General features: G+C 38.7%; 16 protein-coding genes, 5 tRNA genes and 1 pseudogene. 21 read left to right on the top strand and 1 reads right to left on the bottom strand.

Going from position 1 to position 21,876, the window contains the following annotated elements; translation table 11 throughout:
- Positions 1-39 precede the first annotated feature (39 nt).
- The 20 genes from ESU54_RS10580 to ESU54_RS10485 all read left to right on the top strand — a co-directional run bounded on the left by ESU54_RS10580 (position 40) and on the right by ESU54_RS10485 (position 18,110).
- Positions 40-1,206 carry an acyl-CoA dehydrogenase family protein gene (locus ESU54_RS10580; protein ID WP_111844428.1) on the top strand — a complete coding sequence of 389 codons (1,167 nt, stop codon included), beginning with the start codon at positions 40-42 and terminating at the stop codon, positions 1,204-1,206.
- A gap of 42 nt (positions 1,207-1,248) precedes the next feature.
- Positions 1,249-2,667, top strand: coding sequence for a carboxypeptidase-like regulatory domain-containing protein (locus tag ESU54_RS10575; protein ID WP_111844429.1), 1,419 nt, complete (start codon positions 1,249-1,251; stop codon positions 2,665-2,667).
- Between the two features lie 86 nt (positions 2,668-2,753).
- Positions 2,754-2,948: a 30S ribosomal protein S21 gene (gene rpsU / locus ESU54_RS10570; protein WP_111844430.1), complete on the top strand. Its 195-nt coding sequence runs from the start codon at positions 2,754-2,756 to the stop codon at positions 2,946-2,948.
- A 125-nt stretch (positions 2,949-3,073) separates the two neighbouring features.
- A complete protein-coding gene (locus ESU54_RS10565) occupies positions 3,074-3,958 on the top strand; it encodes a tyrosine-type recombinase/integrase (RefSeq protein WP_111844431.1) in 885 nt (294 codons plus the stop codon).
- Positions 3,959-4,017: 59 nt separating this feature from the next.
- On the top strand, positions 4,018-4,320 hold the full coding sequence (gene hpf / locus ESU54_RS10560; RefSeq protein ID WP_111844432.1) for a ribosome hibernation-promoting factor, HPF/YfiA family: 303 nt from the start codon (positions 4,018-4,020) through the stop codon (positions 4,318-4,320).
- Between the two features lie 113 nt (positions 4,321-4,433).
- A tRNA-Thr gene (locus ESU54_RS10555) sits at positions 4,434-4,507 on the top strand.
- A 62-nt stretch (positions 4,508-4,569) separates the two neighbouring features.
- Positions 4,570-4,651: transfer RNA gene (locus ESU54_RS10550), tRNA-Tyr, on the top strand.
- 77 nt (positions 4,652-4,728) lie between these two features.
- Positions 4,729-4,801, top strand: a tRNA-Gly gene (locus ESU54_RS10545).
- Positions 4,802-4,862: 61 nt separating this feature from the next.
- A tRNA-Thr gene (locus ESU54_RS10540) sits at positions 4,863-4,934 on the top strand.
- A 58-nt stretch (positions 4,935-4,992) separates the two neighbouring features.
- A complete protein-coding gene (gene tuf / locus ESU54_RS10535) occupies positions 4,993-6,180 on the top strand; it encodes an elongation factor Tu (RefSeq protein ID WP_111844433.1) in 1,188 nt (395 codons plus the stop codon).
- A 105-nt stretch (positions 6,181-6,285) separates the two neighbouring features.
- Positions 6,286-6,358, top strand: a tRNA-Trp gene (locus tag ESU54_RS10530).
- 75 nt (positions 6,359-6,433) lie between these two features.
- Positions 6,434-6,622, top strand: coding sequence for a preprotein translocase subunit SecE (secE, locus tag ESU54_RS10525; RefSeq protein ID WP_111844434.1), 189 nt, complete (start codon positions 6,434-6,436; stop codon positions 6,620-6,622).
- A gap of 3 nt (positions 6,623-6,625) precedes the next feature.
- Positions 6,626-7,180, top strand: coding sequence for a transcription termination/antitermination protein NusG (gene nusG / locus ESU54_RS10520; RefSeq protein ID WP_111844435.1), 555 nt, complete (start codon positions 6,626-6,628; stop codon positions 7,178-7,180).
- 64 nt (positions 7,181-7,244) lie between these two features.
- Positions 7,245-7,682: a 50S ribosomal protein L11 gene (rplK, locus tag ESU54_RS10515; protein ID WP_111844436.1), complete on the top strand. Its 438-nt coding sequence runs from the start codon at positions 7,245-7,247 to the stop codon at positions 7,680-7,682.
- Between the two features lie 20 nt (positions 7,683-7,702).
- Positions 7,703-8,395 (top strand): 50S ribosomal protein L1, encoded by a 693-nt coding sequence (rplA, locus tag ESU54_RS10510; protein WP_111844437.1) that lies wholly within the window; start codon positions 7,703-7,705, stop codon positions 8,393-8,395.
- A 15-nt stretch (positions 8,396-8,410) separates the two neighbouring features.
- Positions 8,411-8,932 (top strand): 50S ribosomal protein L10, encoded by a 522-nt coding sequence (gene rplJ, locus ESU54_RS10505; protein ID WP_111844438.1) that lies wholly within the window; start codon positions 8,411-8,413, stop codon positions 8,930-8,932.
- A 57-nt stretch (positions 8,933-8,989) separates the two neighbouring features.
- Entirely contained in the window at positions 8,990-9,364 is a 375-nt protein-coding gene (rplL, locus tag ESU54_RS10500; protein ID WP_111844439.1) for a 50S ribosomal protein L7/L12, read from the top strand.
- A 134-nt stretch (positions 9,365-9,498) separates the two neighbouring features.
- The gene (rpoB, locus tag ESU54_RS10495; protein ID WP_111844440.1) at positions 9,499-13,311 is read left to right on the top strand and encodes a DNA-directed RNA polymerase subunit beta; all 3,813 of its coding nucleotides are present in this window, start codon (positions 9,499-9,501) and stop codon (positions 13,309-13,311) included.
- A 93-nt stretch (positions 13,312-13,404) separates the two neighbouring features.
- Entirely contained in the window at positions 13,405-17,703 is a 4,299-nt protein-coding gene (gene rpoC / locus ESU54_RS10490) for a DNA-directed RNA polymerase subunit beta' (protein WP_200830106.1), read from the top strand.
- Positions 17,704-17,789: 86 nt separating this feature from the next.
- Complete coding sequence (locus ESU54_RS10485; protein ID WP_111844442.1) at positions 17,790-18,110, top strand: DUF3467 domain-containing protein; 321 nt, start codon at positions 17,790-17,792, stop codon at positions 18,108-18,110.
- A gap of 68 nt (positions 18,111-18,178) precedes the next feature.
- On the opposite strand, the gene ESU54_RS10480 is transcribed toward ESU54_RS10485, so the two are convergent.
- On the bottom strand, positions 18,179-19,789 hold the full coding sequence (locus tag ESU54_RS10480) for a peptide chain release factor 3 (protein WP_111844443.1): 1,611 nt from the start codon (positions 19,787-19,789) through the stop codon (positions 18,179-18,181).
- A gap of 588 nt (positions 19,790-20,377) precedes the next feature.
- Between ESU54_RS10480 and ESU54_RS10475 the strand changes: the two are divergent.
- Positions 20,378-21,876, top strand: a pseudogene (locus tag ESU54_RS10475) (hypothetical protein); the annotation flags it as partial.

Genomic DNA, 21,876 nt, shown 5'->3' with positions numbered 1-21,876 from the left:
AATCGCCGAAAGGCTCATAAATATTAGTTTTCAGACCACATGAATAAGATGTATTTTACAGAAGAACACGAATTTTTCAGGAAGAGTTTTCAGGATTTTCTTCAAAAGGAAGTAGTGCCACATATTGAGAAGTGGGAAAAAACCGGACATATTGAACGGTTTATTTGGGAGAAATTTGGTGAAATGGGTTACTTCGGAATATTTCAACCAGAAGAATACGGCGGGATGGATCTCGATCTTTTTTACACCGTTATCTTTTTGGAAGAACTTCAAAAAGTGAATAGTGGCGGTTTTGCTGCAGCAATGTGGGCGCACGCATATTTAGCAATGACTCACCTTAAAAAAGAAGCCAATCACGAACAAAAAGAAAAATATTTAGCGCCAAGCATTACAGGTGAAAAAATTGGCTGTCTTTGTATCACTGAACCCTTCGGTGGAAGCGACGTTTCTGGAATGCGCAGTACTGCGGTAAAGAAAGGCGACTATTATATTTTGAATGGTTCAAAAACATTTATTACCAACGGAATTTACAGCGATTACTTAATAGTCGCTGCTAAAACAGCTCCTGAATTGGGCAATAAAGGTATTAGCATTTTTGTGGTGGATCGCGATGCAAAAGGCGTTTCCGCAACTAAACTGGATAAACTTGGCTGGCGTGCTAGCGACACTGGGGAAATAGCTTTTGACAACGTTGAAATTCCTCTCGGAAATTTACTGGGCGAGGAGAATGCTGGATTTCCTTATATAATGCAACATTTCGCTTTAGAACGCCTTATAATGGGTGTCAATGCTCATGCACGCAGCGAGTTCGCTTTGGAGTACACCATTCAATATATGAAAGATCGGTTTGCTTTTGGAAAAAGTATTTCGAAATTTCAAGCATTGCGCCACCGTGTTGCGCAAATAGCCAGTGAAATTGAGGTTTGCAAAACTTTTAATTATGTTACAGCAAAACGTTTAAATGACGGCGAATATGTGGTAAAAGAAGCCACGATGAGCAAACTTATTTCTACGAAAGTTGCCGATGAGGTAATGACGGAGTGTCTTCAATTTTTAGGGGGTTATGGGTATATGGAAGATTATCCTTTGGCGCGTTTATTGCGTGATAGCAGACTGGGGCCAATTGGCGGTGGAACTTCAGAAATCCTTCGGGAGATTATTGCCAAAATGGTCATAGAAGGAAAAGAGTATAAACCAGCAACCTAATATTCTTCATTCTTTTAAATTTTATAAATCTAATTGCGAGAAATGAAATACTACAACATAAAACATTTTTTCACACTATTAATTTTTTTCATCAGCGCAACCACCTTCGCCCAAACAGAACTGAGGGGAAAAGTTGCCGATTTCTTAACTTACCAATCCATTGAAAGCGCCAGTGTTTATGTAGAAAATACAACTATCGGCTCTATAACCAACGCAGATGGTAATTTCGTATTAAAAGTGCCTCAGCAACATTTACAAGACACACTGGTTATTTCCTCAATCGGTTACAAAAGCTTTAAAGTTGTTATAAGTGAATTTGAAAACGGTTCTGATATATTTTTGGAAGAAGATGTGGCATCTTTGGATGAAGTAGTTATTGTTGCTGACCCACGACCCACGACGGGCAATGGCATAGTACAAAAAGCCATTGAGAAACTACCAAAAAACCTTCCAGAGCAACCCTATCTTCAAAAAGGATTTCTACGACACAAAGAACGCAACAAAAAAGAATACAAATGGTTAATTGAGAGTGCCATCACTTTGTATGATTCCAGCTATGCTTCTGGCGCAAAAAACAATCTGAAAATAAATGTTGACGAAACCCGAAAAAGCTATGATTTAAGAGATGTTGATAGCCTTTTTACCTATTCGGCCTATCTTAAAAGTATAGGGTCAAAAGCAGGAAATTTAAGTAGAAATAAAATTAAAACTTCATCTTTGGTTGAAGCCATAAAGTGGAATGACAGCCGTGTAAATGGTTTAGAAAACCTTTTTAAAGGGAAGCTCAATTTGGTAAGAAATTCAAATATAACGGGTGCTTTGTTGGGAAAAAATATGTTGGAGAAGCAACAATTCGATTTGGACACTATTTTGGTTGACAATGGAAGAAAACTCTATAAAATCAAAATTACAAAAGGGAAAGATTTCGTTGGTTTGAATACGCCAAACATTTATAACGAAGGTTTTGAACCGAAAGGGTGGATCTATATTTACTATGACAATTACGCCATTAAAAAAGTGGAATATGAATTGGTAGCCGCTTCTGATGTACAGAAAAAAAGAAGTAAAAGTCTTTTTGACACACAGACCATTCACAAGCTTATAGTTACCTATATGGAATATAACGGTAAAATGTATCCAAACTACATTTATTACGAAACTCCAAAATTGGTCAACACTGGCGATAGGTCTTCCGATAGGACAAAGACCGAAGCCGAACCTGGCTTTGATAAGGATGAACAATATTACTACACCATTCAAGAAATATTATTCAGTGATATAATCCAAGACCCAGATTTAATAAACCAAGAATTAAAACAAAACGATTGGTCTGCAGATATTTTTTCAAGCAAACCCTATAATGAATCGTTTTGGAAAACCTATAACGTATTGTTAGAAAGTAAAGAAGAAGAGAAACTTATACAGGACTTGAGCAAACGCGCATCTTTGTACAAAGAATAATTTTTCTAAAAAACTGATTACTGATTACTGATTATTGAATACTTTTTTTTACTTTTGCCGTCCTAAAGAGAGGAGGTGATGACACTATGTTAATTATACCAGTTAAAGACGGAGAAAATATCGACAGAGCGCTGAAGCGTTTCAAGCGTAAATTTGATCGTACAGGAACTATGCGCCAGTTGCGTTCTAGACAAGCTTTTGCAAAGCCTTCTGTTAAGAAGAGAGCACAAATGCAAAAAGCTCAATACATCCAGAATCTTAGAGATCAGGAAGATATTTAGTATTCTTTTTTGAATCTAAAACATACAAATCCGTTGGAATTTATTCCAGCGGATTTTTTTTGTGATTAAAAGTTATTGGGTTAAAGAGTTATTGAGTTATTTTGTAATAGATCAAGAAACAAGAAATGATTTTCAAGCCTTTCACAGACTATCTCCAGCTCGAAAAAAAATATTCGCCACATACGGTGACTGCCTATTTGAAGGATTTGGAAGATTTTCAAAAGTTTGCTTCGGAAGAATATCAATATGCTGATATTGTAAATGTAAATTATTCCATCGTGCGAAGCTGGATTGTTTCACTGGTAGATTCAGGTATATCAAACCGGACGGTAAACCGAAAGCTTTCTTCGCTAAAAACCTATTATAAGTTTCTTCTGAAAACGGGTCAAATTGAAATAAACCCATTGGCCAAGCACAAAGCACTAAAAACATCCAAAAAGATTCAAGTCCCTTTTTCCGAAAGAGAAATCGTGGACGTTATGGAAATGATGCAGGTCGAAGACAATTTTGAGGGTTTGCGTGACCGATTGATTGTGGAGCTTTTCTATTCTACTGGAATACGTAGAGCGGAACTGATAAGTGTAAAACTGAATGACGTTTCGTTTCCGCAAAAAACCATCAAGGTTTTGGGTAAAAGAAACAAAGAACGAATAATTCCGTTGTTGCCCGCCGTACTGAAAACCATTAAAGAGTATTTGCCATTTCGCGAACAATTGGAAAAGATTGAAGACACTGAAATGTTGTTTCTAACCTCAAAAGGGGTTAAAATCTACGAAACCCTTGTCTATCGGATTATAAATTCTTACTTTAGTCTAGCTTCAGAAAAAGTAAAGAAAAGCCCACATATTTTGCGGCATTCTTTCGCAACACATCTTTTAAATGAAGGAGCAGATATTAATGCGGTGAAGGAATTGTTGGGCCATTCTAGTCTTGCGTCAACACAAGTTTACACGCAAAATAGTATTGCAAAGTTGAAAGAGGTATATAAAAATGCACACCCACGCAATTAACAAATCCAGAAAGAAGCTTATGGCGTAAGACTACATATTAACTTTAAAAATAGAATAGTATGAAAGTGAACGTACAAACACCCAACTTTGCTGCCAAAGATGAATTATTGGTATTTGTTGAAAAACGATTATCCAAACTAGAACAGTTTTATGATAAGATCGTTTTTGCAGATGTATTTTTAAAAGTTCAGAAAACGAGCGAGAAGGAAAATAAAGCTGTAGAGGTTTTGTTAAGTATTCCTGGGGATGATATAATGGTAAAGAAAGAAGCGAAAACTTTTGAAGAAGCCATAGACGAGGTAGTAAAAGCGCTTGAAAGACAGCTTAAAAAAAGAAAGCAGAAACAAAAAGCATATTTGTAATAGAATTTTTTAGAAAAAGTTTTGTAGAAAAAATAATTTCTCTACATTTGCAGTCCGTTAGAAATAGCGGACTTTTTTATGGCTAAAATATAGCCTTAAAAATAGGTCAAAAAGCCGATGTAGCTCAGCTGGCTAGAGCAGCTGATTTGTAATCAGCAGGTCGTGGGTTCGAGTCCCTCTATCGGCTCTTTAAAATTTTGAAATACTCATTTGAAATTTGGATTTAAAAATTTGAATTTTGAATGACTCGGGGAGATACTCAAGCGGCCAACGAGGGCAGACTGTAAATCTGCTGACTACGTCTTCGCAGGTTCGAATCCTGCTCTCCCCACATTAATTTTCTCGACAGAGAAAACGGAGTAATTGAAATGTTGAAATCCAAGATTCTGATTTTTCAGAATTAAAAATGCGGGAGTAGCTCAGTTGGTAGAGCGTCAGCCTTCCAAGCTGAATGTCGCCGGTTCGAACCCGGTCTCCCGCTCAAAAACCTGTAAAGGCAGGAATGTCTTCCTTTCTTTTAAAGGAAAAATTAAATACTTTACGCCGGTGTAGCTCAGGGGTAGAGCGTTTCCTTGGTAAGGAAGAGGTCATGGGTTCAATTCCCATCATTGGCTCAAATTTGATTACAAGTAACACTAATATATTTATAACTAAGATTAAAATTAATACAAAATGGCAAAAGAAACATTCGATCGGTCAAAACCCCACTTAAATGTAGGTACAATTGGACACGTAGATCACGGTAAAACAACGTTAACCGCAGCTATTACCAAAGTAATGGCCGATGCGGGTTATTCGGAAGCCAGATCATTCGACCAAATTGATAACGCTCCAGAGGAGAAAGAAAGAGGTATAACAATCAACTCTTCACACGTAGAGTACCAAACAGCTAATCGTCACTACGCGCACGTTGACTGTCCTGGTCACGCGGATTACGTGAAGAACATGGTTACTGGTGCTGCCCAAATGGATGGTGCTATTCTAGTTGTTGCTGCTACAGACGGACCAATGCCACAAACACGTGAGCACATCCTTCTTGGTCGTCAGGTAGGAATTCCACGTATGGTTGTATTCATGAATAAAGTGGATATGGTTGATGATGAAGAATTACTTGAATTAGTTGAAATGGAGATTCGTGATCTTCTTAACTTCTACGAGTATGATGGTGATAATGGACCTGTAATTGCTGGTTCTGCACTTGGCGCACTTAACGGTGAGCAAAAATGGGTAGATACAGTTCTTCAATTGATGGAAGCTGTTGATACCTGGATTGAACTTCCAACACGTGATGTTGACAAGCCTTTCCTTATGCCTATTGAAGATGTATTCTCTATTACTGGTCGTGGTACTGTTGCAACAGGACGTATCGAAACAGGTGTAGCGAACACAGGTGATGTTGTTGACATCATCGGTATGGGTGCTGAAAAATTAACTTCTACCGTAACTGGAGTTGAGATGTTCCGTAAAATCCTTGATAGAGGTGAAGCGGGAGATAACGTAGGTATCCTTTTGAGAGGTATTGAAAAGAACGATATCCGTCGTGGTATGGTTATCTGTAAAAAAGGATCAGTAACGCCACACGCTAAATTCAAAGCTGAGGTTTATATCCTTAAAAAAGAAGAAGGTGGACGTCATACTCCATTCCACAACAACTACCGTCCACAGTTCTACGTTCGTACAACTGACGTGACTGGAACAATTATGCTTCCTGATGGTGTTGAAATGGTAATGCCTGGTGATAACTTGACTATTCATGTTGAATTGCTTCAAGCTATTGCAATGAACGTAGGTCTTCGTTTCGCGATTCGTGAAGGTGGACGTACTGTAGGTGCAGGTCAGGTAACTGAGATTTTAGACTAATTATCATATAATTGAAAGCGTTGGGTGTCCCGAATTAATTTCGGGATACCTTGGCTTTTATAGCGGGTTTAGCTTAATGTAAATAAAAATTGCTAATCCTGATAAACGGGTTTAGCTCAGTTGGTAGAGCACTGGTCTCCAAAACCAGGTGTCGTGAGTTCGAGTCTCCCAACCCGTGCAAAAATAATTTTTTCTGAAAAGTATAGCACAAGTCAAAACTTTCAGAATTATCCATAATTAATACGACGTCACCATGGTAAACTATATTACTGAATCTTACAAAGAACTTAAAAACCACGTTTCCTGGCCTACTTGGGCAGAGGCTCAAAAGTTAACTGTTATTGTTGCAGTATTTTCTGTTGTGTTGGCCTTGGCAGTTTGGGGCGTAGATACTGTTTTTAGCAAAGTGGTAGGGTTATATTTTGATTGGATCAAGTCGTAAGCAATGACCGAAACAACAAGTACAAAAAAGTGGTATGTAGTCCGTTCAGTAAGTGGGCAGGAAAACAAGATCAAATCGTATATCGAAGGAGAGATAAAACGGTTGGAGCTTGAGGATTATATTGAGCAAGTGCTAGTACCTACTGAAAAAGTAATACAGATTCGTAACGGAAAAAAAGTAAACAAAGAACGTGTTTACTTTCCTGGTTACATAATGATACAAGCAAATTTGGGGGGTGAAATTCCTCACATCATAAAATCAATAAACGGAGTGATTGGCTTTTTGGGTGAAACCAAAGGCGGAGATCCCGTGCCGCTTAGACAGTCTGAAGTAAACAGAATGTTAGGTAAAGTAGATGAGCTTTCTGTTAAAGATGACAGCGTAAACATCCCTTTCACAATAGGCGAAACAGTAAAAGTAATAGACGGGCCATTCAATGGATTTAACGGTACCGTAGAAAAAATAAATGAAGAAAAACGCAAGCTTGAAGTAATGGTGAAAATCTTTGGAAGAAAAACACCATTAGAATTGAGTTATATGCAAGTTGAAAAAGTTTAATTGTTACGCTTAATAGGTTTTTTCAAAGGCTTCCACTTTTGAATAACCACACTAAAATTTAGAAATGGCAAAAGAAATCAGTAAAGTAGTTAAGTTGCAAGTTCGCGGAGGTGCTGCTAATCCATCACCACCAGTTGGACCTGCTCTTGGTGCTGCCGGTGTTAACATCATGGAGTTCTGTAAGCAGTTTAATGCAAGAACTCAGGATAAGCAGGGTAAAGTATTGCCTGTAGCGATCACGGTTTATAAAGACAAGTCTTTTGATTTTGTTATAAAAACCCCACCCGCTGCTGTGCAAATCCTTGAAGCTGCGAAAGCAAAAAAAGGCTCCGGAGAACCACACGCAAAAAAAATAGCCACAATCTCTTGGGATCAAGTTAAGGCAATCGCGGAAGACAAAATGCCCGATCTTAACGCATTTACCGTTGAGTCTGCTATGAAAATGGTAGCTGGTACTGCACGTTCTATGGGAGTTAAAGTAAAAGGTGACGCACCTTTTTAATCTGAAAAAGAATCTATAAAATGGCACAATTAACAAAAAAGCAAAAGGAAGCTAAACTTAAGGTAGAGGATAGAACCTATACCGTAGCTGAAGCTTCTGCTTTAATAAAAGAAATCACCAGCGTAAAGTTTGATGCTTCCGTTGATCTTGCGGTACGTCTTAACGTGGATCCACGTAAAGCGAACCAAATGGTTAGAGGCGTTGTTACCCTTCCACACGGAACTGGTAAAGACGTAAAGGTATTGGCATTGGTAACTCCAGACAAGGAAGCCGAAGCCAAAGAAGCAGGAGCAGATTACGTAGGTCTTGATGAGTACCTCGATAAAATTAAAGGAGGATGGACAGATGTTGACGTAATTGTAACTATGCCAAGCGTTATGGGTAAATTAGGTCCTTTAGGACGCATATTAGGTCCTCGTGGTCTTATGCCAAACCCAAAAACAGGTACAGTAACAATGGACGTTGCTAAAGCAGTTTCTGATGTAAAAGCTGGTAAAATTGACTTTAAAGTTGACAAAACTGGTATTGTACACGCATCAATAGGGAAAGCATCTTTTGATGCCGAAAAAATTGCAGGAAACGCAAGAGAATTATTAACAACCCTCGTTAAACTTAAGCCACAAGCGGCAAAAGGTATTTACATTAAGAGTATCTTCATGTCGAGTACAATGAGCCCAGGCGTTCAAGTTGACACTAAAAGGTTTACTGAGTAGTAAAAACTGGAAATTATGACAAGAGAAGAAAAATCACAAGTAATTGAAACGTTGACTGCCCAGTTGTCTGATAATGCAAATATTTATTTAGCAGACATTTCAGGCCTTGACGCAGGGAACACTACTAACCTTCGCCGTGCTTGTTTCAAAGCAGGTGTTCAGTTGGCAGTTGTTAAGAACACATTGCTTAAAAAAGCAATGGAGAGTTCAGATAAGGACTTTGGTGAATTGACAGGAATACTTAAAGGAAATACTTCTTTAATGTTCTCTGAAACTGGTAATGCACCAGCCAAAGTAATTAAAGAATTCAGAAGAAAATCTGATAAGCCTCTTTTGAAAGGAGCCTACATCCAAGAGTCAATTTACGTTGGCGACAATCAATTGGATAACTTGGTTGACCTTAAATCTAAAGACGAACTTGTTGGAGAGATTATCGGGTTATTACAATCGCCTGCTAAAAATGTTATTTCAGCACTTAAGAGTGGTGGTAACACAATCGCAGGTCTTGTTAAGACCTTATCCGAAAGAGAAGGATAAAATAAACATTGCACTAATTAATTTATATAAACACAATTATTTTTAAAAACGATAGAAATGGCAGATTTGAAAGATTTCGCAGAAAAATTGGTTAACCTAACAGTAAAAGAAGTTAATGAGTTAGCTACAATATTAAAAGACGAGTATGGCATTGAGCCTGCTGCTGCAGCTGTTGCTGTTGCTGCTGGTGGTGCTGGTGCTGCAGAAGCAGTTGAGGAGCAATCAGAATTCACAGTAATGTTGAAAGCTGCTGGTGCATCTAAACTTGCAGTTGTAAAACTAGTTAAGGAATTAACTGGTGCTGGTCTTAAAGAAGCAAAAGAAATGGTTGATAATGCTCCTTCTCCAATAAAAGAAGGTGTATCTAAAGATGAAGCTGAGGCTTTAAAAGCACAACTAGAAGAAGCTGGAGCTGAGGTTGAGCTTAAGTAAGCTCCTTACGTTCCAAACCCTAAGGTTTAGGTCTTCCGTTTCGACGGAAAGACCTAAACCATTTTGCGTATATAATGGTTAACACCTTTTTTATACGATTTTCATTATTATTTTAATTAAAATTCCGTCCATAGATGTCAGCAACGCAAACTGAAAGATTGAATTTTTCCTCTGTAAAAAATAAGCCGGACTATCCCGACTTTTTGGACATTCAGATTAAATCCTTTCAGGATTTTTTCCAGTTGGAAACCAAATCAGAAGAAAGAGGCCAAGAAGGATTATATAAAACCTTTTTGGAAAATTTTCCGATTACCGATACCCGCAACCAGTTCGTTTTAGAGTTTTTAGACTATTTCGTTGATCCGCCAAGATACTCCATTCAGGAATGTATAGAGCGTGGTCTAACTTATAGTGTGCCTCTTAAAGCGCGGTTGAAACTGTACTGTACAGATGCCGAGCACGAAGATTTTGAAACCATCGTGCAGGATGTTTACTTAGGTACCATTCCTTACATGACCCCAAGCGGAACTTTCTGCATTAATGGGGCCGAGCGTGTTGTTGTTTCACAGCTTCACCGTTCACCTGGTGTATTCTTTGGACAGTCGTTCCACGCAAACGGAACTAAACTGTACTCTGCCCGTGTTATTCCTTTCAAAGGTTCATGGATTGAGTTCGCCACAGATATCAACAGTGTAATGTATGCTTACATTGACCGTAAGAAAAAGTTACCTGTAACTACACTTTTCCGTGCCATTGGTTTTGAAAGGGATAAGGATATTCTTGAAATATTTGACCTTGCGGAAGAAGTTAAGGCTTCAAAAACAGGACTTAAAAAATACATCGGCCGTAAACTTGCCGCACGTGTGCTAAAAACTTGGCATGAAGATTTCGTAGATGAAGATACAGGCGAGGTTGTTTCCATTGAACGTAACGAAATTATTTTGGACCGTGATACCGTTCTTGAAAAAGAACATATCGATGAAGTAATTGACTCTGGTTCAAAAACAATTTTATTGCACAAAGAGGATAACCTTCAGGCTGATTACGCCATTATCCACAACACCTTACAAAAAGATCCGACCAACTCTGAAAAAGAAGCGGTAGAACACATATATAGACAACTTCGTAACGCTGAACCGCCCGATGAAGAAACAGCTCGTGGCATCATCCACAAACTTTTCTTCAGCGACCAAAGATATAATCTTGGTGAAGTAGGTCGTTACAGAATGAATAAAAAACTGGGTCTTGATATCCCTATGGACAAGCAAGTGCTTACCAAGGAAGATATCATCACCATTGTTAAATATTTGATCGAGCTTATCAACAGTAAAGCAGAGATTGATGATATTGACCACCTTAGCAACCGTCGTGTACGTACTGTAGGTGAGCAATTGTCACAACAGTTTGGTGTTGGACTTGCCCGTATGGCACGTACCATCCGCGAGCGTATGAACGTTCGTGACAATGAGGTTTTTACACCTATTGACTTGATTAATGCGAAAACACTTTCGTCAGTAATCAACTCATTCTTTGGTACCAACCAACTTTCACAGTTTATGGACCAGACCAACCCACTGGCAGAGATTACGCATAAGCGTCGTCTTTCGGCACTTGGGCCAGGTGGACTTTCTCGTGAAAGAGCAGGTTTCGAGGTTCGTGACGTTCACTATACACACTACGGTCGTTTGTGCCCCATTGAAACTCCTGAAGGACCAAACATTGGTCTTATTTCTTCACTTGCGGTTTATGCGAAAGTGAACAATCTTGGTTTCATAGAGACACCTTACCGTAAAGTTACAGATGGTAAAATAGACTTGAAGCATGAGCCAATTTATCTTTCCGCTGAAGAAGAGGAAGAAAAGCACATTGCACAAGCTAACATTCCATTGTCTGACAAAGGTGTAATTGAAGCAGAAAAGGTTATTGCTCGTATGGAAGGTGACTTCCCACTAGTTGATCCTACTGTTTTGAATTATGCGGATGTTGCGCCAAACCAGATTGCATCTATTTCAGCATCTTTGATTCCTTTCTTGGAACACGATGATGCGAACCGTGCACTGATGGGCTCAAACATGATGCGCCAGGCGGTACCTTTATTGATTGCAGACTCGCCAATCGTGGGAACAGGTCTTGAAAGACAAGTTGCTTCCGATAGCCGTGTATTGATAAATGCTGAAGGAGACGGTGTGGTAGAATATGTTGATGCAAACGAAATCACTATTAAATATGACCGTACCGAAAACGAACGTATGGTAAGTTTTGATACTGATGACAGAACATACCAATTAGTAAAATTCAGAAAGACAAACCAAAGTACCTCCATTAACTTGAAGCCTATTGTTCGCAAAGGTGATAGAGTGAAAAAAGGACAAGTACTTTGTCAAGGTTACGCTACCGAAAAAGGAGAACTTGCTCTTGGACGAAACATGAAGGTTGCCTTCATGCCTTGGAAAGGTTATAACTTTGAGGATGCAATCGTTATTTCTGAAAGAGTAGTACGTGAAGATATTTTCACTTCTATCCACATTGACGAATACTCTTTGGAAGTTCGAGATACCAAATTAGGTAATGAAGAATTGACAAACGATATTCCAAACGTTTCGGAAGAAGCTACAAAAGATTTGGATGAATTCGGTATGATTCGAATTGGAGCTGAGGTAAAGCCTGGCGATATTCTTATCGGAAAAATTACTCCAAAAGGGGAAAGCGATCCAACACCAGAAGAAAAACTGCTTCGCGCCATTTTTGGTGACAAAGCAGGTGATGTTAAAGATGCTTCGCTTAAAGCTTCGCCATCTTTGCACGGTGTGGTAATAGAGAAGAAATTGTTTGCCCGTGCCGTAAAAGACAAACGCAAGCGCGCGAAAGACAAAGAAGACATCGCCGAACTTGAGGCAAAATACGAAGCAAAATTTATTGCACTTCAAGATGTTTTGGTTGAAAAACTTTTCACAATTGTAGGTGGAAAAACTGCCCAAGGTATAAACAATGACCTTGGCGAAATAGTATTCCCAAAAGGTAAAAAGTTCACATTAAAAATGCTACACGCTGTTGACGATTACACTCACTTAACTGGAGGTACTTGGTCGACTGATGATGAAACCAACGTGTTGGTTGCAGATTTGATGCACAACTATAAAATTAAGGAAAACGACCTTCAAGGTAACTTGCGTCGCGAGAAGTTTACCATCTCTGTTGGAGATGAACTTCCATCCGGAATTTTGAAACTTGCAAAAGTTTACATCGCTAAAAAGCGTAAACTGAAAGTAGGGGACAAGATGGCGGGACGTCACGGAAACAAAGGTATTGTTGCACGTATTGTACGTGAGGAAGATATGCCTTTCCTTGAAGACGGAACTCCTGTTGATATCGTGTTGAACCCACTTGGGGTACCATCGCGTATGAACATTGGGCAGATTTATGAAACGGTTCTTGGATGGGCTGGACAAAAGTTAGGTCGCAAATATGCAACCCCAATTTTTGACGGTGCAACCATAGACCAGATTAATGAATTGACTGATGAAGCTGGAATTCCAAGATTTGGACACACCTACTTATTTGATGGTGGAACCGGAAAGCGTTTTGATCAACCTGCAACTGTAGGTATAATCTATATGCTGAAACTGGGCCACATGGTAGATGATAAAATGCACGCACGTTCCATTGGACCGTACTCACTTATTACCCAACAACCTCTTGGTGGTAAAGCACAATTTGGTGGTCAGCGTTTTGGAGAGATGGAAGTTTGGGCCTTGGAAGCATACGGTGCATCCAGCACACTTAGAGAAATATTGACTGTTAAATCTGATGATGTTATTGGAAGGGCTAAAACCTACGAAGCAATCGTAAAAGGTGAAACCATGCCAGAACCAGGATTACCAGAATCTTTCAACGTACTTATGCACGAATTGAAAGGATTGGGTCTTGACATTAGATTAGAAGAATAGCTGAAAGGCGGTGCCGGTAGGCGCGCGATTAATCGCGCGCCTACAATGGGTACATTGCGTACCCCAAAAAAAAATTAATTTTTTTTCAACATGATGAACAGAAATAAAGAAAACACAGTACAGAAATTCGACAAGATTTCTATTGGTTTGGCTTCCCCTGAATCCATTTTGGCGGAATCACGTGGTGAAGTATTAAAGCCCGAAACAATAAACTACCGTACGCACAAACCAGAGCGTGACGGTCTTTTCTGTGAGCGCATTTTTGGTCCGGTAAAGGATTACGAATGTGCCTGTGGTAAATATAAAAGAATCCGCTATAAAGGTATTGTATGTGACCGTTGTGGTGTAGAAGTAACGGAGAAAAAAGTACGTCGTGACCGTGTGGGGCATATCAATTTGGTAGTTCCCGTGGCGCACATTTGGTACTTCCGTAGCCTTCCAAACAAGATTGGATACCTTTTGGGGTTGCCTTCCAAGAAACTGGATATGATAATTTACTACGAACGTTATGTAGTAATTCAACCAGGTATTGCAGTATATGAAGGTGGTGAGAAGGTGAAGAAAATGGATTTCCTTACAGAAGAAGAATATCTAGCAATACTAGATTCAATTCCACAGGAAAACCAGTATTTGGATGAAACCGATCCAAATAAATTTATCGCGAAAATGGGAGCAGAGTGCTTGATTGATCTTTTACAAAGAATCGATTTGGATACTTTATCTTATAACCTTCGTCATAAAGCAAATAACGAAACTTCAAAACAACGTAAAACAGAAGCACTTAAACGTCTTCAAGTTGTAGAAGCACTTCGTGATTCAAACAAAAACCGCGAGAACAAAGCCGAGTGGATGATTATGAAAGTAGTTCCGGTTATTCCACCAGAATTACGTCCATTAGTGCCGCTTGATGGTGGCCGTTTTGCAACTTCAGATTTAAATGATCTTTACCGTCGTGTAATTATACGTAACAACCGTTTGAAGCGATTGATGGAGATTAAAGCTCCAGAAGTAATTCTTCGTAACGAAAAACGTATGCTTCAGGAATCAGTAGATTCATTGTTTGATAACACACGTAAATCTTCCGCAGTAAAAACTGATAGCAACCGTCCATTGAAATCCCTTTCAGATTCATTAAAAGGTAAACAAGGTCGTTTCCGTCAAAACTTGCTTGGTAAGCGTGTGGATTATTCGGCTCGTTCGGTAATCGTCGTTGGACCAGAATTGAAATTGTTCGAATGCGGTATTCCAAAAGATATGGCAGCCGAACTTTACAAACCTTTCGTAATCCGTAAATTGATTGAAAGAGGTATTGTAAAAACTGTAAAATCTGCAAAGAAAATTATAGATAAAAAAGAGCCTGTAGTTTGGGATATTCTTGAAAATGTATTGAAAGGTCACCCAGTTATGCTTAACCGGGCCCCAACTTTGCACAGACTTGGTATTCAAGCTTTCCAGCCAAAGTTGATTGAAGGAAAAGCAATCCAGTTGCACCCATTGGTATGTACCGCCTTTAACGCGGATTTCGATGGTGACCAGATGGCGGTTCACCTTCCACTTGGCCCAGAGGCTATTTTGGAATGTCAGCTTTTGATGCTTGCTTCACATAACATTTTGAACCCAGCAAACGGTTCGCCGGTTGCGGTTCCTTCTCAGGATATGGTTTTGGGTCTTTACTATATGACCAAACTTAGAAAATCTACTGATGAAGTAAAAGTGAAAGGGGAAGGACTTACTTTTTATTCTGCTGAAGAAGCTATTATTGCCTACAATGAAGGGATGGTAGACTTGAATGCTGAAATAAGAATACGTACTACTGACTTTAATGATAAGCGAGAATTAGTAAAACAAATCATCACCACAACTTTAGGAAGAGTAATCTTTAACGAGAAAGTTCCTGAAGCTGCTGGATACATCAACGAAGTATTGACCAAAAAGTCACTTCGTGATATTATTGGTGGAATTTTGAAAGTAACTTCAGTTCCTGTTACTGCAGCTTTCCTTGATGAAATTAAAACCCTTGGATATAAATTCGCTTTTGAAGGTGGATTGTCTTTCAGTCTTGGTGATATTATTATCCCTGCTGAAAAACAAAGCATGATTGATAGTGCTAACACACAAGTGGATGGTATTATCAACAGCTATAACATGGGTCTTATTACCAACAACGAACGTTACAACCAAGTAATTGATATTTGGACTGCAACCAACGCTGAACTTACCGAGCTTTCTATGAAGCGTATTCGTGAAGATCAACAAGGTTTCAACTCTGTGTATATGATGCTTGATTCTGGTGCGAGGGGTTCTAAGGAACAAATCCGTCAGTTAACAGGTATGCGTGGATTGATGGCGAAACCAAAAAAATCAAACTCAGGTGGAGGCGAGATTATTGAAAACCCAATTCTTTCTAACTTTAAGGAAGGGCTATCAATTCTTGAATACTTTATCTCTACCCACGGTGCGCGTAAAGGTCTTGCGGATACGGCTCTTAAAACAGCGGATGCAGGTTACTTAACACGTCGTTTGGTGGATGTTTCACAGGATGTTATTATCAATATAGAAGATTGTTACACACTTCGAGGAATTGAGGTTTCGGCTTTAAAGAAAAACGAAGAGATTGTTGAAACACTTCGCGATAGAATTGTTGGGCGTACTGCGCTTAATGATGTTATAAATCCACTTACCAAAGATTTGCTTGTTGCTTCTGGAGATCATATTACCGAAGAAGTGGCTGATGCAATTGCCGCCTCTCCATTGGAAAGAGTGGAAGTTCGTTCTGCACTTACTTGTGAGGCAAAACAAGGAATCTGTTCACAATGCTATGGCCGTAACCTTGCTACCAATAAAATGGTACAACGTGGTGAAGCTGTTGGTGTTGTTGCAGCACAATCTATTGGTGAGCCTGGTACTCAGCTTACACTTCGTACGTTCCACGTGGGAGGTATTGCAGGTAACATTTCCGAAGAAAATAAATTGGTTGTTAGATTTGACGGTAAAGCTGAGATCGAAGATCTTAAAACCGTTAAAGGTGAAGACAACCAAGGAAAACCTTTGGATATTGTTATTTCTCGTACTTCAGAATTAAAACTTGTTGATAAGAAAACAGGAATTACACTTAGCACCAACAATATTCCTTATGGTTCCACACTGTATGTGAAAGATGGCGACAGCCTGAATGCTGGTGATGTAGTATGTTCTTGGGATCCATATAACGGGGTAATTATTTCAGAATTTGCTGGAAAAATTAAATACGAAAACATTGTTCAAGGTATAACCTATCAGGTTGAGATTGATGAGCAAACTGGTTTCCAAGAAAAAGTAATTTCTGAATCCAGAGATAAAAAACGTATTCCAACCCTTCAGATTTTAGGGAAGAAAGACGAAGTTATCCGTAGCTATAACTTACCTGTTGGCGCTCACTTGATGGTGGACGATGGCGACAAAATTAAGATTGGTAAAATTCTTGTGAAAATTCCACGTAAATCTGCAAAAGCGGGTGATATTACGGGAGGTCTTCCACGTGTTACCGAACTTTTTGAAGCACGTAACCCTTCAAATCCAGCAGTAGTTAGTGAGATTGATGGTGTAATTTCCTTCGGAAAAATTAAACGTGGTAACCGCGAGATTATCGTTGAGTCCAAATTGGGCGAAGTGAAAAAGTATTTGGTGAAACTTTCAAACCAAATACTAGTTCAAGAAAACGATTACGTTCGTGCAGGTATGCCACTTTCTGATGGTTCTATCACTCCAGAAGATATCCTTCGTATTAAAGGCCCATCAGCAGTGCAGCAATATCTTGTGAACGAAGTTCAGGAGGTTTACCGTCTGCAAGGGGTGAAGATCAATGACAAGCACTTTGAAGTTGTTGTTCGCCAAATGATGCGTAAAGTTAGAATTCAAGATCCGGGAGATACTACTTTCCTTGAAGATCAATTGGCTCATAAGGATGATTTCATCGAAGAAAATGATAAAATTTTCGGGATGAAGGTTGTTACCAACGCTGGTGATTCTGAAAACTTGAAAGAAGGGCAAATACTTTCTCCACGTACACTTCGTGATGAAAACTCTTTGTTGAGAAGAAACGATAAAGTACTTGCAGAAGCACGGGACGTAGTTACTGCAACGGCAATTCCGGTACTCCAGGGTATTACCAGAGCGTCGTTACAGACCAAATCATTTATCTCTGCAGCTTCCTTCCAGGAAACTACCAAAGTATTGAACGAAGCGGCAGTTGCCGGTAAAGTTGATACCTTAGAAGGCTTGAAAGAGAACGTAATTGTAGGACATAAAATACCAGCCGGAACCGGTATGCGTAGATATGATACTATAATTGTAGGTTCTAAAGAAGAGCTTGAGGAAATGAACCGCGTAAAGCAAGAAGTAAATTATAATTAATATTAAAAAAGGTGCGTTTTCAAAAATGCACCTTTTTATTTTAGATTGAATATTTTACAAGAAATCTAAAATCTAACATCTAAAAAATGGCAGATCAAAAAAAAGAACAACCCAAACAAGGACAGATAAATATTGAATTGGATGAAGCTGTGGCACAGGGCATTTATAGCAACCTTGCCATTATCAACCATTCCGTTTCTGAATTTGTGGTGGATTTTGTAACCATTATGCCCGGAATTCCAAAAAGCAAAGTGAAGTCCAGAATTATCTTGACGCCACAACACGCAAAAAGATTTCTGAAAGCATTGGGTGACAACGTTAAACGATTTGAAAATGCCCACGGCGAAATAAAGGATTATGAGCAACCGCCCATTCCTTTAAACTTTGGCCCTACAGGCGAAGCATAAAAAAAAGCCCCGAAATTTCGGGGCTTTTTTTATGCTTTAATTTTTAGAATTGAAAACGAACTTTAACCTTATTTCTTAATGTTTCCATCCTTTTCAAACTCACTCACAAAGTGAAGTTTCACGTTCGGATATTTTGATTGCGTCATTTGAAGCGTAAACGCTGAATCGGCAAAGAATACCAATTGCCCTCGTTTATCTTTCGCTAAAAATTTCGCTTTAACTCTTTTGAAATCTATAAATTCTTCGCTTTTAGGATCTTTGGGCTCTACCCAGCAGGCTTTGTGAACATTTAGGTTTTCATAAGAACATATGGCGCCGTATTCATGTTCCAAACGGTATTGGATTACTTCAAACTGAAGCGCACCAACAGTTCCTATTGCTTTTCGCCCGTTTAATTCCAAGGTGAAAAGTTGTGCTACACCTTCATCCATCAATTGGTCGATTCCCTTTTCAAGTTGTTTGCTCTTCATTGGGTCGGCGTTGTTGATGTATTTAAAGTGTTCTGGAGAAAAACTTGGAATTCCTCGGTAGTGCATTTCTTCACCTTCTGTAAGCGTATCTCCAATCTTAAAGTTTCCTGTGTCGTGAAGACCAACGATATCACCAGGATAGGAGATATCAACAATTTGTTTCTTTTCGGCAAAGAAAGCGTTCGGACTGCTGAATTTTAGTTTTTTTCCGTGACGAACATGAAAATAAGGTGAATTCCGTTCAAAAGTTCCCGATACAATTTTTACAAAAGCCAAACGGTCGCGGTGCTTTGGGTCCATGTTTGCATGTATTTTGAAAACGAAACCTGAAAACTCCTTTTCGTCCGGCTTCACCAAACGTGTGTTGCTTTCCTTTGGGCGTGGGGTAGGGGCAATTTCAACAAAGCAATCCAGTAATTCCCGTACACCAAAATTATTTAAAGCAGAACCGAAAAATACGGGTTGAAGTTTTCCTTCCAAATATTCATCACGATCAAAATCTGGGTAGACTTCATAAACCAATTCTAGTTCCTCGCGAAGTGTTTTTGCGGCTTTATCCCCAATCAGTTTTTCAAGTTCAGTACTGCTTACATCTTCAATTTCAATAGTCTCCTCGATGTTTTTTCTGCTATCGCCGCTGAAAAGATTTACGTTTTTTTCCCAAACATTATAGATTCCTTTAAAATCATAGCCCATCCCGATTGGGAAGCTTAATGGCGTAACGCGAAGATTGAGTTTCTGTTCAATTTCGTCAAGCAATTCAAAAGCATCTTTACCTTCACGGTCCATCTTATTGATGAAAACAATCATCGGGATGTTTCGCATGCGGCAAACTTCAACCAATTTTTCGGTTTGTTCTTCAACCCCTTTCGCTACATCAATTACAACTATAACACTATCAACCGCTGTTAGTGTTCTGAATGTATCTTCGGCAAAATCCTTGTGCCCAGGAGTATCAAGAATATTGATTTTTATTCCTTCATATTCAAAAGCTAATACGGAAGTGGAAACGGAAATTCCACGTTGGCGCTCTATTTCCATAAAATCGCTGGTAGCACCTTTCTTAATTTTGTTGCTTTTTACAGCGCCAGCTTCTTGAATTGCTCCCCCGAAGAGCAATAATTTCTCCGTTAAAGTGGTTTTACCAGCATCGGGGTGACTAATAATTCCAAAAGTTCTTCTGCGTTTTATTTCTTTTGTTAAAGACATTTGTTTTTTCTATATTGGGTGCAAAGATAAAGTTTGTTAGTGTAGTTTTAAACCGTAGTTGACTATAATATTATCGAATCTTTATTTTGTTAATATAAATTTTGAAAGTGTCTTTCTTCCTACACTTTGTTTATAAATCAATACTTGAGAATTTATATGATTAAAGCGTCATTTCCTGGTATAATTTGACCAATGGAAATGAACAAACTTTAAAAAAATTATTTTTTTTCTTACCTATAGACTCTTCAAAACCCTTATATTCAGAGAATATACGTACTAACACGTATACATTTTTCCTACAAAAAAACACTTCTTTTTATTCGATTTAGGTCGTTTACCGACTATTTTTTACAGTTCAACTAATAGTTGTTTGTTAGTATTTTCTTACCACTTTTTCCAATGTATATTTGGACATTAATTGAGGTGAAATGTTCAATTATTGCATTATCAAAAATATCGGTACTAATAAAATTCTAACTTATGTTTAAAATAATTACTAAATTATTTACTTCTGATAAGAGGTTTTTAATAGGTCTCATTTTAATAGCTTGCCTGAGTAGTCAAGGATATTCTCAGGTCAAAAGTTCTGTGGATGGGGGAGAAGTGATATTGCCTTATACTCAAGATTATTTGGATCAATACAATGCTGCTCTAGATAAAAAAGCTGAAGCATATAATGCAACCTTTCGTTCTAGGTCGAAAGCTGAAGCTTTTAATAACAGTAATAAAGGCAACATTATTGGAGCTTGTAATTTAATTACTTGCGGTTCTTTTGAACGTGCTGATCTTTATAATACAGGAACATTTCGTACCGCTGTCGGAGGTGTTAATGGCCAATATTGGGCAAGTACAAATGGTGGTGCTCCATATAAATGTTGGAATACAAGTGGTACAGTAGATTGGTCTGAAGGACAGTACGTGTCTTATTCAAATTCAAACTCTAATACGCAATATCCTGGAATTATACAACCATCTACATTTGACGGAGGCGGGTTTGCTATATTTTCATATCAAAATGAGGCAATAAGCCAAACTTTAACCGTTGTACCAAATACAGTATATACAGTATGTTTTGAGATTGCAGTAATACCACGTTATAACACGGTAAACCAGAACAACAATCAAGGTGGTTCAATAATTGAATATGATCCAAATTTGGATTTTGGTGTAAGAAATGGTGCTGTTCAAATTAGCGATCCACTTACTTATAATGAAAACAATCTTGTCCAACATACAACTAGTGATTTTCCATCTAGATTATCTTTTGCCACAAGCGGCAATGGTGGGAATCAAAATCCTGGCGGATGGACTAAAATAAACCCATACTGGGAAAATAGATGCATTACTTTTAGATCAGGGAATAGTGCAACAACTGTTGAAGTTTTTTATAAAACTGGAAACCCAGGAAGATCGGTGGTTTTGGTTGATGGACTAAGATTATCCGTTGAGGGCTATGCAAACTCTCCAACAGTATCTCCAACTTCAATGCAATATTGTCAGCCAACACAGGTTGCGCTTAATACCTTTGTTACATCAACAACTCCACCGGGAGCACAATTATTATGGACTACTAATCCTGATATAACGATTCAATCTGATCATTTAGCCCCTAATCCAACAGTTACTACCCCAGGGGTTTGGTATGCTTTTTATTATAACTCAGCTTTAGGATGTACTTCTCCTTCAAGACAACTAACATTAACTAATACAGATTTAGATTCAAATTATACAAAGCAAAACGTAACTTGTTTTGGCGGAAATAATGGATCGATTGATTTGACTGTTACAGGTGGATCATCTTCCTATACTTATTTATGGACAACTAGCAACGGAAGTGGTTTAAATCCCAGTGCGCAAGATCAATCTGGTCTAACAGCTGGAACTTATAACGTAACGGTTAGTGATGGTACTTGTAATACGCTTGAAACAGTTGTAATTACCCAGCCTGCGGCCGTAAATCCACCTGTAAGTGGCGGCAACCAGACCCAGTGTGAGGCAAGCCCAATCCAGACATTAACAGCAACCGCCACGGTACCCGCAGGCCAGACAGTAGTTTGGTACAACCAGGCAGTTGGAGGTTCAATCGT

This window comes from Aequorivita antarctica (assembly GCF_007997155.1).
Lineage (GTDB): Bacteria > Bacteroidota > Bacteroidia > Flavobacteriales > Flavobacteriaceae > Aequorivita > Aequorivita antarctica.
The sequence above is the reverse complement of the archived record's forward strand: the minus strand, read 5'-3'. Positions and strand labels throughout refer to the sequence as shown.